A 16,087-nucleotide genomic window follows, 5' to 3' on the forward strand; every position below is an offset into this window, starting at 1 on the left:
ACGCGCATCGTGATCGAAACATCGGAGACACGACAAATGCGCAACCAGAACCGTATGCCCGCGATCGATCTCGGCCCCGCGTTCGACCGCTACGAGGCGTCGGGCCTGAGCCGCCCCAACAATGTCCATGCTGGCGCATCCGACGAGGAGCTGATTCCGGCGATGGTCGAGGCGGCAAAGCAGTTCAAGGCCACGACGCAGCGTGTCCAGGAGATCGAACAGCGCATCGCCGCGAGCGGTGGCGCCGAAGTCGCGAACCGCCTGGCGACCATCGAGCAGATTGTCGCGAGGATCGACCAGGGCGGCGGTAGTGGCTCGGCGCCGGCTCCTCGCGCCTGGTCGGATGACCTCGTGGCGAACGAGCGCTTCAACGCCTTCGTGAAGGAAGGCGCAGGCAAGGCCCGCTTCGACGTGCAGGCCGCGGTGACCTCGGCCACCGGCTCTGGCGGCGACCTGGTCCAGCGCCAGCGCATCGGCATCTCCAACCTGCCGCAGCGCCGCCTGCGCGTGCGCGACGTGCTGCCGGTGAGCTCGACGACCAGCAACATGCTCGAGTTCCTCAAGCAGAAGACGCGCACGAACAACGCCGCGATGGTGGCCGAGGGCGCGCTCAAGCCCGAGAGCGTGCTGGCGTGGGAGGCAGCGACCGCGCCGGTGCGCACGCTGGCGACGCTGCTGCCGGCGACCAAGCAGATCTTCGACGACGCGCCGCAGTTCCAGAGCCTGGTCGACAACCAGCTCCGCTACATGCTCGCGGAGAAGGAAGAGGCGCAACTGCTGATGGGCGACGGCACGGGCCAGAACCTGCTGGGCCTGTTCTCGCAGGCGACCGCGTACTCCGCGCCGTTCGATCCGGCCGGCACCGAGACCATGCTCGACGTGCTGCTGCTCGCGATGGCGCAGCTCGCGCAGACCGGCTACGAGACGGACTTCATCATCGTCAATCCGCTGGACTGGACGCGGATGCAGATGCTCAAGGACGGCGACGGTCGCTACCTCGGCAACGGTCCGTTCTCGGACGCCGACGTCGCGCGCCTGTGGCAGACGCCGGTGGTCCCCACGCAGGGCATGACGGTCGACAAGTTCCTGGTCGGCTCGCGCCTGGCCGGCGAGATCCGCGACCGCCAGCAGGCCGTCGTCGAGATCAGCTTCGACCACGAGGACTTCTTCGCTCGCAACATGGTCATGTTCCGCGCCGAGGAGCGTCTCGGCCTCGCGGTGTATCGCCCGGAGGCGCTGATCGCTGGCGACTTCGGCAACGTGACCTGATGGAGCCTTTCGACTCATTCCGGACGGGCTTCCGCCCGCAGGTGCATGCCCTCGAGACCGATGAGGAGTATCTCGAGGCGTACAAGCGCTGGCGCGCCGGATGGCGCAGCAGCGGCCCACCGGAAAGCGAGTCTTCCGGCGCCGAATCCGAGCCGATCGACGGCTCGGGCAGCGGCACCTAGAACCATCGAGGCGTGTGCGCCGGCAGCGTCCGCGCCTCGACGGGGTTGTCACTGCCAACCCCAAGCCGACCAGCCGTGAGTGTCGGCTACTCCAAAACAACCACGGCAGCCCGGGCCGTTGCATAGCCGCGTAGCGGACGTGTCGCTTGATCACCAAGCGTGACGTAAGGAGCAGTGGTGACCGGGCATCTTTTCTAGGAGGCCGACATGACTAACCGTCGGCGTCTCATCCTCCCAATGCAAGGAGAAGGACCATTTCTGGCTCGACTATCGGTGGCTTTGTCGGTGGGGTAATTGGCTGGGTCGCCTCGGGCTTCAACCCTGCGGGCTTCCAGTGGGGCTTCATGATTGGGCCGGCGGAAGGCGGCTACGTCGACGTGGCGCCGGGTGACAGTGAGGAAGCCCATGAGCATCTGTAACGTTTACCTGGATGGTGACCGGGCGCTGCTCGCGGTCGACACGGCCGGCCGGGACTTGGCTGGAAAGCCGGGCGAGTGGAGCAAGCTGGAGATCGTGCCCCACGCCGGCGTGGCGCTCGGCTTTCGCGGCGAGCGGGTGCTGTGCTTCCAGGTGCTGGCGCAGGTCCACATGGTGCCCGGCGGCGAATCATTCGACGCGCTGGAGGCGTCCATGGGCGCGCGTCTGAAATGGGCGCTAGACGCATTCCGCGCCAACGTAAAGCCTGCCCTTGTGGCGGCCTCAGAGTGCGAAGTGATGCTCGTCGGCTGGTCGGCCAAGCGCGGCAGGATGGCGGCGGTCGGCTTCTACCTGGCGGCCGGTGGGAAGGGCTTCGAACGCAGCGAGGTCCAGCACTGCCGGCTAGCGCCTAACGTTAAGGATCCGCCGGTACCGACCGACGGCGCGGAAATGCAAGCTGTCGCTCGACTGCAGGTGGCTGAGATCCGGTCTCGTAGTGATGCGCCTATCGGCGGTCGGCTGCTAGTCGCAGAGATTTGGCCAGGCCGCGTCGAGCTTTCGTATCGCGGGAACATTTAACGTCCAGCGCATGCAAGTGCCGCCACGCGTAGACGAATACCCAAAAGGCGCCGACGAATCTAACGCCGAGTATTGTTACGTCTCAGCGCGTGGCGGCTGTCGCTGCGCGACAGAAAAAATGTCACTTTGTTAGACCCGAATTGCGTTGAGCTACTTTGCAGAGCTCAATTAGCACCAACGTGTCGCGATGGAGATTCCTGAGTGCCGGAATCATTGTGTCAATGTTTTTGTCGCGCTCCTCTACGTCCACTTCTCGAAGTGCATTAGGGAGTTCTTGAAGGGCGGCGCATGAACCCGCGAGACGGACCAATCTTGCCGCGTCTGGGTTGCCGATCACGTGGAGACGATCGAAATGTGCGTCCAGTGACGGTACGCCGATCCGTAGGAACTCGGCCCGGATCTCCTTCCAAGGGTCTCCTTCCGGGCGCGAACTGCTCTTGAGAGCGGGCAAAAGCTCATCAGCGATCCGCTTCAACGCCAAATCTGTATAGCTTAGTTCCGTCACGAAGCGAATCAGCAGTAAGTCCCGTTCGCCACGGTCATGAGCGGCGCGTTTGGCTTCACCATCCTGCTGCAAAGCAACGGCTCGCTCGGACAGCCCTACCGCTTGCTCGGACACCTGGTGGGTACGGCGAGAAAGCTGGTAAACGGCGAGGCCTAGGCCTAGTGAAATTGCAGCCGCAACGTAGTCGGCGACCGTACCCCACGCCGGCTCCAGCGGGCACAAGCTAAAGTCCATCGACTTCCCCAAGTCGAAACTGTTGGCTAGATCTTCTCATGATCAAGTGACTGCTTTACGTGCGCACGTGCCGTCAACCGTGCGCAGTGCAGCACTGTTTCAGGCGCTCTACCGCCTTCGCTCGGCATAAATTCGCAGCGTGGGCTCAGCCCCTGCGACGCGAGCCGGGATACTCCCGGGTATGAATCGGCACCCTGACCTCCGGTACCGCCGCACCGAGAACATGGTCGAGTGCCGCCTGCGCGGCGCTCGGATCGCCTACGCGAGCGCAATGAAGGACGGGCGCTGGCAGTTGCGGTGCCATGGCGACGACTACCCAAGCTGGCACGACGACTACGAGTCCTGCCTCAAGGAAATGGCCTACTGGGCGCGCAAGTACGCCTGGGCGCAGGTCCGACGCTGATCTCGGAGAAATCCGACAGACCGGCTAAGCCCGACGCTGCAATCTGACGTTGCCCCGCGCGGGGTTCAGGGGAGACCCGAAGGCAGGCGCCGATAACCGCGCGGGGCTCTAAGATTGCTGCCAATTTCTAGTGCTTCGAGGCTGGCGTGAGCGACGACCAAAAGGATATCGACGACAGCGTCACCCGGGCCCTTTTCATCGCCGGGTCGTCATACGTAGTTGCTGTTATCGCTCTAGTCGCATATGTCATCCGCTTCGGTAAGCGAGAGTGGGGTGACGTAGATCAATGGGGCCTCTTCGGAGACTTCTTGGGGGGCGTAGTAAATCCTGCCGTGGGCATTGCTACGGCACTACTTGTCGTCTTTACGCTCAAAGTTACGCGTACAGAGGCCCATCGGACGCGGCAGCAGTTAGACGATCAGCTGAACCTCCTGCGTAAGCAACATCGTCTTGGAGAAATGCTGAAGCGTCTTGATGGCGCGATGGATGAGTGGCGACGGTTAATGGAGCGCCCGGTACGTCGATTGGTAATCTACAACGGCAGCCAGCTAACCGAGGTTTCAACCTGGCAAACGCTTGGCGACGCTATCGACTCAGAGCAGTTCAGAAACCAGATCTGGGCTACCGTCGCTGTCCCTGCAGAGGCCGGCAAGGCGAGGGCGGCTTGGGAGCCGATCGTCAACGATGCCCGCCACCTCCTTCACGAGATTGCGGCCTATTGCAATGCGTACGAAGTAGAAGCAGGCAACCGCACGGTCGCCGACTACTATCGCCGGCGCTTGGCATATGGTGTTTTGACGATCGATGCGATGGGCTTGCTGCCGGTCACCGTGAGGAATGCGATGGACTTTGAGGAGCTCGAAGTTCGATCGCTCCAGCGTAGCTAGCAAGCTAGCCTCGCGGTCTGGGCGTAGCCGGGTGCTTCTGCCCCGCCACGTCCTGTTCCATAGCCACTACCTGCGCGTCGCCTTCGATTGCTCCGCGATCCTGACCGTGGCGCCGACCCGCCAGCTGAGCACATAAACGGCGGGAGCCCTGCGCCCCCGCCGCACTACCTCAGGATGCGAGATAGAGCCAGAGCGAAGCGAGAAGCTTCGCGAGCTGGCGCAGGTCTATCTCGACCTTAAACTGGAGCTTGAACATGTCGTTCTCACGGCATGTGGGCACTCCAGGCCGGCCCAGAGCACCCGTTGGGATGCCTGGCGTTCTTTATCGTCGCGTTGCTACGACGTCGCGGTCTGCTGTCGCGATCAGCTCGCGCGAGTTCGAAGGTTCCGCTCCGCTTGGCTGGGCCGAAATAGCTGGCTTGCCTAACAAGTCAGCATGCTTTTTAGCGTCCGCAAGGACGAGGTTCCGGTGGCCAGCTGCATCGCTTCCGCCCCATTGAGCAGCCGCTAAGCCACCCCGACTCCCCCGCTAAGGTTCGTCTAAGCCACCGTAGCGGCCTACGGTCACCATACCGCCTGCCCGTCACACAGTCAGGGCTTGACTCGGCCGCCTGTCGGCGTGGGACAAATTTGGGACAGCGCCGCCGTTGACGGGCAGCAATGCCGACGAATGGCGAGCGCGGTAACTGACTGATTTAGTTGCGGGGCGTTAATGGCGTAAGTTGCTGATTATTGGGGGATTCGCACTTGAAAACCGCCGAAGGGTCAAACCTTCCGTGGGTTCGAATCCCACCCTCTCCGCCATTCCCGGTCTTCAGTGCCGGCGCGCTATCGGTTCGCGCGCATCGAGCGAGCGCCCGTGCTCCAGCAGCCAGCGCGTCATCGACTCCGCGTCCATCGGGCGGCTGAAGTAGTAGCCCTGCTGCGCCTCGCAGCGCGTCGAGTCGAGGAACCGGGCCTGTGCCTCGGTCTCCACGCCTTCGGCCACGATGCCGAGTTCCAGCGTGTGCGCGAGGTTCACCACGGCGAGGGCGATCGTGCAGCTCAGCCGGTCGTCCGGGACGCGCTCGACGAACGAGCGATCGAGCTTGATGCGGTCGACGGGCAGCTGCGCGAGATAGCCGAGCGACGAGTACCCGGTACCGAAGTCGTCGATCGCGAGCGACGCGCCCATCGCGCGCAGCTCATCCAGGACCGACGCACCGGGCCGGCCGTATTCCACCAGCTGTTGCTCGGTGATCTCGATCTCGATGTCGCCCGACGTCAGGCCGTTGCGGGCCAGGATCTCGGCGACGCGGTCGAGCAGGCTCGCGTCATTGAGTTCGCTGGCACGGAAGTTCACGCACATGCGAAGCGGCGGAATGCCGAGGTCGCGCCAGGCCCGCGCTTGCCGGCAGGCTTCGCCGAGGCACCACACGCCGAGGTCGCGCATCATGCCGGTGCGTGCGGCGAGCGCGATGATCTCGGGAATCGGATGGTCGGCCAGGGGCGGATGGCTGCAGCGCAGCAGCGCCTCCATGCCGACCGGCCGCCCGCTGCGTGTATCGATCTGCGGCTGGTAGTGCAGGCTGAAGGCACGGCGCTCCAGCGCCTCGCGAAGCTGCGCGCGGTCGCTCCCGAGTCGATGCGCGATGCGGTCGAGGTCTTCGGTGAAGTAGTGGTAGCCGCTGCGCCGCGTGGCCTTGACCTTGTACAGGGCGACATCCGCCATGCGCAGCAGTTGCTTGGCGTCGACCGAGTCCTGTGGGAACACGCTGATGCCGATGCCCGCACCGATCGAGAGCGACCTGCCCTCGATGTCGAAGGGGCGCGCGAGCGCCTCGAGGATGTCCGTCGCCATGCGGCCGCCCGCCGTCGCATCGTCGACGTCGGGCTGCAGGAGCGCGAACTCGTCGTCGCCCAGGCGTGCGAGCAGGTCGGTGGGGCGCACCAGTTGCGCGATGCGCTGGGCGGCCTCTCGCAGCAGCTCGTCGCCGACGGCACGCCCGTAGCGCTCGTTGATGCGCTTGAGGTGATCAATGTTGACGACCTGCAGCACCATGGTCCGGCGGACGCGCAGCGCGGCGGCGATGGAATCGGCCAGCTTCTTGCCGAACGCGGTGCGCGCGGCGAGGCCCGTAAGCGGGTCGATGCGCGCGAGGTGCAGCATGGTCTCCTCGTCGCGTTTGCGCTCGGTTGCGTCGCGGCAGACGGTGATCACGCCGGCGAGGCGGCCGTCGCGTTCGCGAATGGGCGAGAACGAGCAGTCGGCCCATAGCGTCGTGCCGTCGGCACGCACGAGGCGGCGTATGTCGAGCGCGCGACCGTCGCGCAGCGCGGCGTGCAGCACGGCGTCCAGGCTCGCGGCGGCGCGATCCTCCGGCGGCAGCACCGTCGATAGCGGCCGGCCGAGCATGCCCCCGGCAGGGTGGCCGAGCAGTTGCTCGGCGCCCACGCTCCAGAGCCGCACGTGGCCGTCCGGGTCCATCAGGATCACGGCGTGGTCCGCCATGCTTTCCAGTAGCGCGGCGAGCAGGCCGGGGTTGTCGAGATCGAGACGCATGCCTGGGCTCCATCACGGTGCACGGCGTCGATGGCCCCACGCTCGCACCGGGCGGATGGAAGCTTCGTGAGGACGGTTTAAACCCATGGCCGGTGCCGCGCATCCGAAGGGTATGCTCACCGCCGTGCTCGATCTTCCTTCGAACGCCAGCGCGCCCGCCGACGAGGATCGGGCACTCGTGGCGTCTGCCAGCGCCGGCAGCACGGCGGCGTTCGAATCGCTGTACCGGCGCCATGCCGGCCGCGTGCATGGCGTGATCTGCCGGCTGGTCGGCGGGCAGGGCACGCGTGCCGAGGACCTCACGCAGGAGACCTTCGTGCGCGCCTGGCAGGCGCTGCGCGACTTCCGCAACGAATCCGCGTTCGGCACCTGGCTGCACCGGCTGGCGGTCAACACCACGCTGATGGACATGCGCGCGCGCCGCGTGCGCCGCCACGACGAGGGCGACGAGGACGGCTTGGAGTTCGTCGGCCAGCAGGATTCGGCCGGTGCCCGTACGGCGCTTCGCATGGACTTGGAGAAAGCCGTGGCCAGCCTGCCGCCGCGCGCCCGCGCTGTCCTCGTGCTCTACGACATCGAGGGCTGGCGGCACGAGGAGATCGCCGAAGAACTCGGCATGGCCGTCGGCAGTTCGAAAGCGCAGTTGCACCGCGCTCGCACTCTGCTCCGCGAGCGCCTAGGAGACCCCGCATGAACGACGATCGCAACCTTCCGCTCGACGAGGATCGCGCGCTGCCCGATGCGCTGCGCTGGCAGCTGCGCGCCCAGCGTCGCGACGTCGAGCCCGCGAACGACCTCTGGGCCGGCATCGCCGCGCGACTGGAGCCGCCGAAGCCGCGCGTCGCCCGACGCACGCACTGGTACGCGCTGGCGGCGAGCCTGCTGCTGGCGGTGACCGCCGGCGTACTGGTCCGGCCGTCCTACGTCGGCACGCCGGACGCGGTCGCACGGCAGGAAGCGCAACGCATGGCGCGCGAGTACGACGCGGCGCTGCGTCGCATGCCCACCGCATCGGCATCGCGGGACCTCGCGCCAGCGATGGCGGAACTGGACCGCAGTACCCGCGAGATCCGCCGCGCGCTCGATCGCGACCCGAATTCGCGCCTGCTGCTCGACCAGCTGCGCCGCACCTATTCACTCCGCCTCGAGCTGTCCCAGCGCGCGGCCCTGAGCTAATCGGAGAGTTCCATGAAGACCGTCCACGTCACCTCGCTCGCGCTCGCGGCCGCCGTCGCCTTCGCGGCGGCACCGGCCTTCGCGGCCACGCCGATCAACCAGTCACGCCCACTCGATCCGCGCGGTCGCGTCGAGATCGAGAACATGAAGGGCACGATCGAGGTGCGCGCCTGGGATCGGGCTGAGGTGAAGATCGAAGGCATGCTGGGCGAGGGCGTCGAGAAACTGGAGATCGAAGGTGACGGCCGCGAGCTCAGCATCTCCGTGCGCTATCCACAGAGCCGCGGCCTGCGCATCCTCGGCAACCGCAAGCAGGCCGAACCCACGGTGCTGAAGCTGATGGTGCCGCGCCGCGCCGACCTCGACATCTCGGCGGTGTCGGCCGACGTGCTCGCCTGGGGCGTCGCGCCCTCGCAGCTCAGTGTCGACAACGTGAGCGGACGCACCACGATTGCCGGCGCGGCGGACAACGTCGACATCGACAGCGTGAGCGGCGACGTCGAGGTGACCGTCAATCGCGCGAACGTCAACATCGAGAGCGTGAGCGGCACGATTCGCCTGAGCGGGCGCCTGGGGCGCGAGGTCAGCGTCGAATCGGTGTCGGGCGACGTCGCGGTCAACGTGCTCGACACCGCGATCGAGCGCTTCGAAGGCAACAGCGTGAGCGGCGATCTGGACGTGCGCACGGCGCTCGCGCCGCAGGCGAGGGTCAAGCTGGAAACCGTCAGCGGCGACGTGCAGCTGCGCCTGCCGCGCACGGTGTCGGCGGAGATCCGTGGCGAATCCTTCAGCGGCACGCTGCGCGCGCCCGGTGCGAGGGTCGAGCGCCCCGAGCACGGCCCCGGTTCCAACTTCCGCCAGCGCTACGGCAGCGGCAGCGCGGACGTGTCGATCGAAACGTTCTCGGGCGACGCCGACGTGCGCCTGGAGTGACCGGCCGGCCGGTTGCGCCGGCGACCGGCCATCAGTAGCCTTTTCCCCGGGGAAAAACTCGAAGTCGGGGGGAAAGGATGTCCATCCGCGTTTTCATGGTCGACGACCATGCCATCGTGCGCACCGGCGTGCGCATGATCCTGTCGAAGGAAACCGATATCGATGTGGTCGGCGAGGCCGACAGCGGTGAGCAGGCGCTGCCGCAGATCCGGGCGCTCAAGCCCGACGTCGTTCTCTGCGACCTGCACCTTCCGGGCCTCAGCGGCCTCGAAGTCACCGAGCGCATCGTGCGCGGCGACTACGGTGCACGCGTCATCGTGGTCTCGGTGATGGAGGACGGGCCGCTGCCCAAGCGCCTGATCGAGGCAGGCGCCTCCGGCTACGTCGGCAAGGCGGGCGATGCGAACGAGCTGCTGCGTGCGATCCGCGACGTGGCGCGCGGGCGTCGCTATCTCGCGTCTTCGGTCGCGCAGAACCTCGCGCTCGCGGGCATCGGCGGTGGCGGGTCGCCGTTTGACGAATGCTCGCCGCGCGAGATCGAGATCGCCCTTCTGCTCGTGCAGGGCATGCAGCAGCAGGAAATCGCGCGTCGCCTCAGCCTCAGCCCCAAAACGGTGAACACGCACAAGAGCCGCATGTTCGAGAAGCTCGGGCTGTCGATCAGCGACACGGTCGGGTTGGCGCGGCTGGTCGCGCAGTACGGTCTCGGGAATCCGTCGACGAGCGTGATGGCCTGACCGCATAGCGCGGACATCCGCACAAAGAAAAAGGGCCGCATCGCTGCGGCCCTTTTCGTTTCCGGCACGTCGATCAGGCGCGATCGTCGCCTTCAGGCTTCTCGTTGGCGATCGGCGCGTCGGCGACGCCACCCGAAAGCGAGTTGACGCCGGTGGAGCCGGCCGCATCGGCGTCGCTCGACGGCAGCTCGTCGGCTTCACCGGGGGCGTCGGCGGACACCGGGCCTTCGACGCTCTCGGTCGACAAGGCCTTCGACGCGACGTCGCCGGTGGCATCGACCTGGCCCGGTCCGATGTCGGCCAGCGTGTCGTTTTCGACCGTCGCGTCGGCACCGCTCTGCACCCCCGCGGCGGCTTCGGCGGCCGCGTCCGCGGGTGCGCTGGCGACCTCGTCGACCTTCGCAGGTTCGATCGAAGGCGCGCTCGGGGCATCCTCCGCCGTCGGGCCAGGCGTCGGTGCCGGCTTCGCCGCCTCGGCGTCTCGCGACGTGGCGGCGGCGGTGGCCGCGGCGGCGTCGGACGGGGAGGGAGCCGCAGCGGTCGGCGCGTCGGCGATGGCCTGCATAGGCGCCGGAGTTACCGGCTCGACGGGCTCGACGCGCTCGATGGCGGGCGCCGCAGCCGCCGGGGCGGCGGCGGGGGCGGGGGCCGCGTAGGCGGCCTCGACCGCTACGCCGGCGTTCGATGCAGCCTGCCCCGAAGACGACGTGGCCCCGCGCGGGGCGCTATCGGCCTGCGCCGGCACGGTTTCAGGCAGCGTCGCAGCAACTGCCGCGGCGGCTACCGGCGCGGTCGACGTCAAAGGCTTGGGCGCGCGCGGCTCGCGGCCGGCATCGGCCGGCGCCGCAGGTGCCGGGATGTCGTCGAACTCGAACTCGGGCTGCGACTGCGGTGCGGACGGCGTGGCCGGTGCGGCGGACGTCGACAGCTCCTCGTCCTCGCCCTCGTCCTGCAGGTCCGCCGCGTCCAGCGAGTCGATGCCCTCCAGGCCCTCGGCGCCTTCCGCGCCGCGACGACGGCGGCGGCCACCGCGGCGGCCGCGACGGCGACGCGCGCCGTTCTCGCCCTTCGCCGCATCGATCGTCTCGACCTGCTCGAACGCGACCGTGGCGGCGTCGGGCGCCGCGACCTTCGTCTCGGTGGCCGATTCGTTCGTCGCCTGCGCGACTTCGTTCACCAGCACGGCGACGGCTGCCGCATTGACGGCATCCGGTGCCGCCTTCGCGGTCTTGGCGTCGCTCACCGGCGCCGGGGTGGCGACGCCAGGCTGCTTCTCGCGCGGCTCGCGGTTCTCATCGCGGCCCTGCTTGGGCGGCTTCGGTGCGGACGGCTGCGACTGCGGCTTCGGCTGCGGCGTCGGCGGCTGCGGGCCGCGCTCGTTGGCGGGCGTGCCCTTCTTGCCCGGGTGCTGGGCATTGCGGCCGCCCGGCTGCTGCGGTTGTTTGGCCGGCTGCTGCGCCTGCGGCTGGCCGCGACCGTTCTGGCCGCGCTCCTCGCGACGCTGCTCGTTGCGGCCACGACGATCGTTGCGATCGCGACGGCCGTGCTCGCCACGCGCGTCGCGCTGGCTCGGCGCAGGCGCCGGCGGCGGCGCGACCGGGGTCTGGCCACGGAAGAAACGCATGATGCGCTCGACCAGGCCGACCGAATGGGTCGGAGCCGGCGTCGGCGCGGGCTTGGGTGCCGGGGCGGTGGCGACGGGCGCAGGCGTCGGCTCCTTCGGCTCGCGCAGCGGCGCGGGCGTCGCCGGCTTGACGTTGGTGACGGCCGGCGGCGGCGGGATGTTGAGGTGCGCCTTGGTCAGTGCGTGCGTCGCCAGCTTGCGCGGCGTGCCGCGCTGGTAGCTCGGCCTGCTCGTTTCCTCGCCGAGCTCGTTCTCGCGGATGCGCGTCACTTCGAAGTGCGGCGTCTCCAGCTGGTCGTCGGCGACGATCACGATCGGCGCGTCATGGCGCTGCTCGATCTCGGCCAGCGCGCGGCGCTTCTCGTTGAGCAGGAAGTTCGCGATCTCGACCGGCGCCTGCACCAGCACCTGGCCGGTGTTGTCCTTCATCGCGTGTTCTTCCGCGAGACGCAGCACCGACAGCGACAGCGACTCGACGCTGCGCATGCGGCCGTGGCCCTCGCAGCGCGGGCAGACGATCTGGCTCGACTCGCCCAGGCTCGGGCGCAGGCGCTGGCGCGACAGCTCCAGCAGGCCGAAGCGCGAGATGCGGCCGATCTGCACGCGCGCGCGGTCGTGGCGCAGTGCGTTGGACAGCCGGTTCTCGACCTCGCGCTGGTGCTTGGAGGACGACATGTCGATGAAGTCGATGACCACCAGGCCACCAAGGTCGCGAAGGCGCATCTGGCGCGCGACTTCCTCGGCTGCTTCGAGATTGGTGTTGAACGCCGTCTCCTCGATGTCGCCACCCTTGGTGGCGCGCGCGGAGTTGACGTCGATCGCGGTCAGCGCCTCGGTCTGGTCGATCACCAGCGCGCCGCCGGACGGCAGCTTCACCGTGCGCTCGTAGGCGTTCTCGATCTGCGACTCGATCTGGTAGCGGTTAAACAGCGGGACATCGTCCGTGTAGTGCTTGAGCTTGCGCACGTTGTGCGGCATCACCTGCTGCACGAAGTCCTTGGCCTCCGCGTACATCTCCGGCGTATCGACCAGTACCTCGCCGATGTCCGGGCGCATGTAGTCGCGCAGGGCGCGGATGATCAGGCGCGATTCCTGGTAGATCAGGAACGGCGCGGGCTTGGCCAGCGCGGCCTCGCAGACGGCGCGCCAGATCTGCAGCAGGTAGTCGAGGTCCCACTGCAGCTCTTCGGCGTCGCGGCCGACGCCGGCGGTGCGGATGATCACCCCCATGTCGTCGGGGATGTTCAGCGAGTCCATCGCCTTCTTGAGCTCGGCGCGGTCATCGCCCTCGATGCGACGCGACACGCCACCCGCCGTCGGCGAGTTCGGCATCAGCACCATGTAGCGGCCGGCCAGCGAGATGAAGGTGGTGAGGGCCGCGCCCTTGTTGCCGCGCTCCTCCTTGTCGACCTGCACGACCACTTCCTGGCCTTCGCGCAGGAGCTCCTTCAGGCCGGCCTTGTTCGGGTCGACGCCGGCCTGGAAGTAGTCGCGGGAGATTTCCTTCAGCGGGAGGAAGCCGTGGCGCTCGGCGCCGTATTCGACGAACGCCGCCTCGAGGGACGGCTCGAGCCGCGTGATCCGGCCCTTGTAGATGTTCGACTTCTTCTGTTCCTTCGCCGGCTGTTCGATGTCGATGTCGTACAGGGTCTGTCCATCGACGATCGCGACGCGCAGTTCTTCCGCCTGCGTCGCGTTGATGAGCATTCGCTTCATTGTGTGGCGTCCTCGCGCGCATCCGCGCGACGGCGCCGTGGCGTCGTCTGGTGTCGGGCCCGTCGCGCATCGCGCGGGTGGGCCGCTGGTCCAGCGCTGCACACCACGGCGGGCCGCGGGAGCGCTTGTTCGTGAAACTCTTTGTGAAACCTTGGGGCCCGCGGCTGCGTCCGGTTTTCCATCGGCGCCGCAGGTTCGTTTGTCTCAGCCCGACGGCGTCACCCGTCGGTCGAGGGCCGGCTTGACCGGGGCGCGCTGCTAACATGGCCGACCCCGCGGGTCGTGGTCAGGCGCGCACCGGATCGCGGAAGAGGGCTTTCGGCCCGGGCCGCACCAGCCCTCCGGCTGGGGGAAAAGCGACGATCTTCCAGCGAAATCAAAACCTTATCTCGCGGCGCGAGTTTAACAGATAACCCCAAGATGACCACCCAGCCGGCCGCTAGCGGCGCCCGAATCGTCCGCGTTCCGGAAGACCGCGAAGGCCAGCGCCTGGACAACTTCCTGCTCGGCCAGCTCAAGGGCGCGCCGCGCTCGCTGGTCTACAAGCTGGTGCGGTCGGGGCAGGTGCGCGTCAACGGCGGCCGCGCCAAGGCCGAGCGCAAGCTCGAGGCCGGCGACGAGGTGCGCATTCCGCCCGTCCGGTTGGCCGACGAGGGCGAGCGTGCGCCGCCGCCGAAGGGCCTGCTGTCGGCGCTGGACGCGGCGATCGTCTTCGAGGACGCGCGACTGCTCGCGCTCAACAAGCCTTCGGGCCTGGCCAGCCACGGCGGCAGCGGCATCAGCCACGGGGCGATCGAGTCGCTCCGCGCGCTGCGACCGAACCAGAGCCTGGAGCTGGTGCATCGCCTCGACCGCGACACCTCCGGCCTGCTGATCGTCGCCAAGAAGCGCTCGGCGCTGACCGAGCTGCAGGCGCTGATGCGCGAGGAGGGCGGCATCGCCAAGCGCTACCTCGCGCTGCTGGTGGGGCGGATGCCGGACGGGACGATGTCGGTCGACGCGCCGCTGCACATCGGCCTGCGCCAGGGCGGCGAGCGCCACGTGCAGGTCAATGCCGCCGGCAAGCCGTCGCTGAGCCATATCCGGGTGCTCGAGCGCCGCGGTGGGCATTCCTATTCGGAAGTGCGCATCGAGACCGGTCGCACGCACCAGATCCGCGTGCATTCGGCGCACATCGGTCATCCGGTCGCGGGCGACGACAAGTACGGCGACGCCGAGGTCAACCGGCGCCTGCGCGAGCAGGTCGGGTTGAAGCGCTTGTTCCTGCACGCCTCGACGCTGGAGTTCGCGCTCGACGGCGGTCGCGCGCCTTATCTGCTCACTGCGCCGCTCGCACCCGAGCTGGTCGAGGTGCTCGATCGCCTGAAATAGGCCGGGCGTTCCGCTTGGCGTCGATTATTCCGGCTGCAAGGCGTTCGCCTGCTGCTCGTCCAGCGCGAAGCAGCGATCCGGGCGCGGTTGCGGGACGTGGAAGGTCATCGGCACCGCGATCCATTGGGCCACCGGCTTGCCCGCCTGCCTGGCGGGATTGAACGTCCAATCGCGCACGGCGGCCTGCGCGGCCGCGTCGAGCTCGGCGTTTCCGCTGCTGTTCTGCACCTGCACGTCGCCGATGCGTCCGTCCGTCTCGATGCGGATCCGCAGTTGCACGGTACCGCCGACGCCGTTGCAGGCGAGCGCTTCGGGGTAGGCGGGGGGCGGCGTCTGCACGGCGCTCGGTGGCGATGACGCGCCCACGGCGACGGGCGGAGGCGTGTTGCCGCCGCTACAGGCGGCCAGCGCGACGGCGGCGAGGGCGGCAACGAACGGGCGCACGGCGTCAGCCCAGCAGCACGTCGGCCTTGGCCGCGCAGATGAAGTCGTTCTCGGACAGGCCGCCGACGTCGTGCGTCGAGTAGCGCACCATGCAGCGGTCGTAATGCACGCCGAGGTCGGGGTGGTGATCCTGCTCATGGGCGATGTACGCGAGCGCGTTCACGAAAGCCATCGTCCGGTAATAGTCCGGAAAGCGGAACGTGCGTGTGATGGCCTGACCGTCCTCGACGATCGACCACTCGGGCAGCTCGCGCATCAGCTCGCCGGCGCGGGCGGGATCGATACGGTGTTCGGCGCCACGGCGCGGAATGCAGCGGCTCTGGGCGAGGCTCGAGGACATGGCGATCTCCGGAAGGCGCGGCGGGCAAGGCGCGGCGCATGAATCGGGGCCGTCCGCCGGGCGCGACCGCGTGAAGGCGGCGCAATGAAGCGGCAGGACGCGTGGCTAGAATAGCCGGATGATCGATATTTCCGAATCCGCGCAGACCCATTTCCGTCGCCTGATCGAACGCGAGGGAATCCAGGGCCTCGGTGTGCGCCTGTCCGCCGTCCACGCGGGCACGCCCCGCGCGGACGTGCGCCTCGAGTTCGCCGAGCCGGCCGACCTCGCCGGCGACGAATGGGCCATCGACTGCGATGGGTTCACGCTGTGGCTCGAAGCCGCGAGCGTGGCCTTCCTTGAAGGCGCGAGCATCGATTACGAGACCCGGGCGACCGGCGGCCAGCTGCAGATCCGCGCGCCGCGCATCAAGGGCCAGGCGCCGTCCGAGAGCGCGGGCCTGGTCGAGCGCGTGCGCTACGTGATCGACAACGAGGTCAATCCGCAGCTCGCCTCGCATCGGGGTCACGTCACGCTGGAATCGGTCGATGCCGAGGGCGTCGTCTACCTGCGCTTCGGCGGCGGCTGCCACGGCTGCGGCATGGCCGACGTGACGCTGAAACAGGGCATCGAGCGCACGCTGATCGAGAAGGCGCCGGGCGTGACCGCCGTGCGCGACGCGACGGACCACGCGAGCGGCGCGGCGCCGTACATCCCGCGCGATTCGGCGGCCTGACCGACCGGCGCCG

At 68.0% G+C, this 16,087-nt stretch carries 16 protein-coding genes; 11 read left to right on the plus strand and 5 right to left on the minus strand.

What is annotated here, in order from left to right:
* The first annotated feature begins 36 nt into the window (after positions 1-36).
* The 3 genes from IE066_RS03455 to IE066_RS03465 all read left to right on the plus strand — a co-directional run bounded on the left by IE066_RS03455 (position 37) and on the right by IE066_RS03465 (position 2,447).
* The gene (locus IE066_RS03455) at positions 37-1,269 is read left to right on the plus strand and encodes a phage major capsid protein (protein WP_189446962.1); all 1,233 of its coding nucleotides are present in this window, start codon (positions 37-39) and stop codon (positions 1,267-1,269) included.
* Positions 1,269-1,451, plus strand: coding sequence for a hypothetical protein (locus IE066_RS03460; protein ID WP_189446963.1), 183 nt, complete (start codon positions 1,269-1,271; stop codon positions 1,449-1,451). Before IE066_RS03455 ends, IE066_RS03460 begins: the two co-directional genes overlap by 1 nt.
* A 405-nt stretch (positions 1,452-1,856) precedes the next feature.
* Positions 1,857-2,447: a hypothetical protein gene (locus IE066_RS03465; RefSeq protein ID WP_189446964.1), complete on the plus strand. Its 591-nt coding sequence runs from the start codon at positions 1,857-1,859 to the stop codon at positions 2,445-2,447.
* Positions 2,448-2,568: 121 nt separating this feature from the next.
* Here IE066_RS03465 and IE066_RS03470 read toward each other — a convergent pair whose 3' ends face one another.
* Positions 2,569-3,186, minus strand: a complete 618-nt coding sequence (locus IE066_RS03470; RefSeq protein ID WP_189446965.1) for a hypothetical protein — start codon at positions 3,184-3,186, stop codon at positions 2,569-2,571.
* Positions 3,187-3,367: 181 nt separating this feature from the next.
* Here IE066_RS03470 and IE066_RS03475 point away from each other — a divergent pair, with 181 nt between their 5' ends.
* Positions 3,368-3,589: a hypothetical protein gene (locus tag IE066_RS03475; protein ID WP_189446966.1), complete on the plus strand. Its 222-nt coding sequence runs from the start codon at positions 3,368-3,370 to the stop codon at positions 3,587-3,589.
* Positions 3,590-3,735: 146 nt separating this feature from the next.
* Entirely contained in the window at positions 3,736-4,476 is a 741-nt protein-coding gene (locus IE066_RS03480; RefSeq protein ID WP_189446967.1) for a hypothetical protein, read from the plus strand.
* 814 nt (positions 4,477-5,290) lie between these two features.
* On the opposite strand, the gene IE066_RS03485 is transcribed toward IE066_RS03480, so the two are convergent.
* Positions 5,291-7,018 (minus strand): putative bifunctional diguanylate cyclase/phosphodiesterase, encoded by a 1,728-nt coding sequence (locus tag IE066_RS03485; protein WP_189446968.1) that lies wholly within the window; start codon positions 7,016-7,018, stop codon positions 5,291-5,293.
* 85 nt (positions 7,019-7,103) lie between these two features.
* On the opposite strand from IE066_RS03485, the gene IE066_RS03490 reads away from it, so the two are divergent.
* The 4 genes from IE066_RS03490 to IE066_RS03505 all read left to right on the plus strand — a co-directional run bounded on the left by IE066_RS03490 (position 7,104) and on the right by IE066_RS03505 (position 9,864).
* The gene (locus tag IE066_RS03490; RefSeq protein WP_425488890.1) at positions 7,104-7,712 is read left to right on the plus strand and encodes an RNA polymerase sigma factor; all 609 of its coding nucleotides are present in this window, start codon (positions 7,104-7,106) and stop codon (positions 7,710-7,712) included.
* On the plus strand, positions 7,709-8,194 hold the full coding sequence (locus IE066_RS03495) for a hypothetical protein (protein ID WP_189446969.1): 486 nt from the start codon (positions 7,709-7,711) through the stop codon (positions 8,192-8,194). The genes IE066_RS03490 and IE066_RS03495 overlap by 4 nt, the downstream gene beginning before the upstream one ends.
* Positions 8,195-8,206: 12 nt before the next feature.
* Positions 8,207-9,127, plus strand: coding sequence for a DUF4097 family beta strand repeat-containing protein (locus tag IE066_RS03500; protein WP_189446970.1), 921 nt, complete (start codon positions 8,207-8,209; stop codon positions 9,125-9,127).
* Positions 9,128-9,204: 77 nt separating this feature from the next.
* Entirely contained in the window at positions 9,205-9,864 is a 660-nt protein-coding gene (locus IE066_RS03505; RefSeq protein WP_189446971.1) for a response regulator, read from the plus strand.
* A 73-nt stretch (positions 9,865-9,937) separates the two neighbouring features.
* Here the strand turns inward: IE066_RS03505 and IE066_RS03510 are convergent, their stop codons facing one another.
* The gene (locus IE066_RS03510) at positions 9,938-13,195 is read right to left on the minus strand and encodes an Rne/Rng family ribonuclease (protein WP_268244870.1); all 3,258 of its coding nucleotides are present in this window, start codon (positions 13,193-13,195) and stop codon (positions 9,938-9,940) included.
* A 429-nt stretch (positions 13,196-13,624) separates the two neighbouring features.
* Here IE066_RS03510 and IE066_RS03515 point away from each other — a divergent pair, with 429 nt between their 5' ends.
* Positions 13,625-14,575 carry an RluA family pseudouridine synthase gene (locus IE066_RS03515; RefSeq protein WP_189446973.1) on the plus strand — a complete coding sequence of 317 codons (951 nt, stop codon included), beginning with the start codon at positions 13,625-13,627 and terminating at the stop codon, positions 14,573-14,575.
* A 24-nt stretch (positions 14,576-14,599) separates the two neighbouring features.
* On the opposite strand, the gene IE066_RS03520 is transcribed toward IE066_RS03515, so the two are convergent.
* Together IE066_RS03520 and IE066_RS03525 are read right to left on the minus strand one after the other, a co-directional pair.
* Positions 14,600-15,019: an energy transducer TonB gene (locus IE066_RS03520; RefSeq protein WP_189446974.1), complete on the minus strand. Its 420-nt coding sequence runs from the start codon at positions 15,017-15,019 to the stop codon at positions 14,600-14,602.
* 4 nt (positions 15,020-15,023) lie between these two features.
* The gene (locus IE066_RS03525) at positions 15,024-15,359 is read right to left on the minus strand and encodes a 4a-hydroxytetrahydrobiopterin dehydratase (protein WP_189446975.1); all 336 of its coding nucleotides are present in this window, start codon (positions 15,357-15,359) and stop codon (positions 15,024-15,026) included.
* A 118-nt stretch (positions 15,360-15,477) separates the two neighbouring features.
* Here IE066_RS03525 and IE066_RS03530 point away from each other — a divergent pair, with 118 nt between their 5' ends.
* Positions 15,478-16,074, plus strand: coding sequence for an NfuA family Fe-S biogenesis protein (locus tag IE066_RS03530; RefSeq protein ID WP_189446976.1), 597 nt, complete (start codon positions 15,478-15,480; stop codon positions 16,072-16,074).
* Positions 16,075-16,087 lie beyond the last annotated feature (13 nt).

The organism is Cognatilysobacter xinjiangensis (assembly GCF_014651995.1).
Taxonomy (GTDB): domain Bacteria; phylum Pseudomonadota; class Gammaproteobacteria; order Xanthomonadales; family Xanthomonadaceae; genus Cognatilysobacter; species Cognatilysobacter xinjiangensis.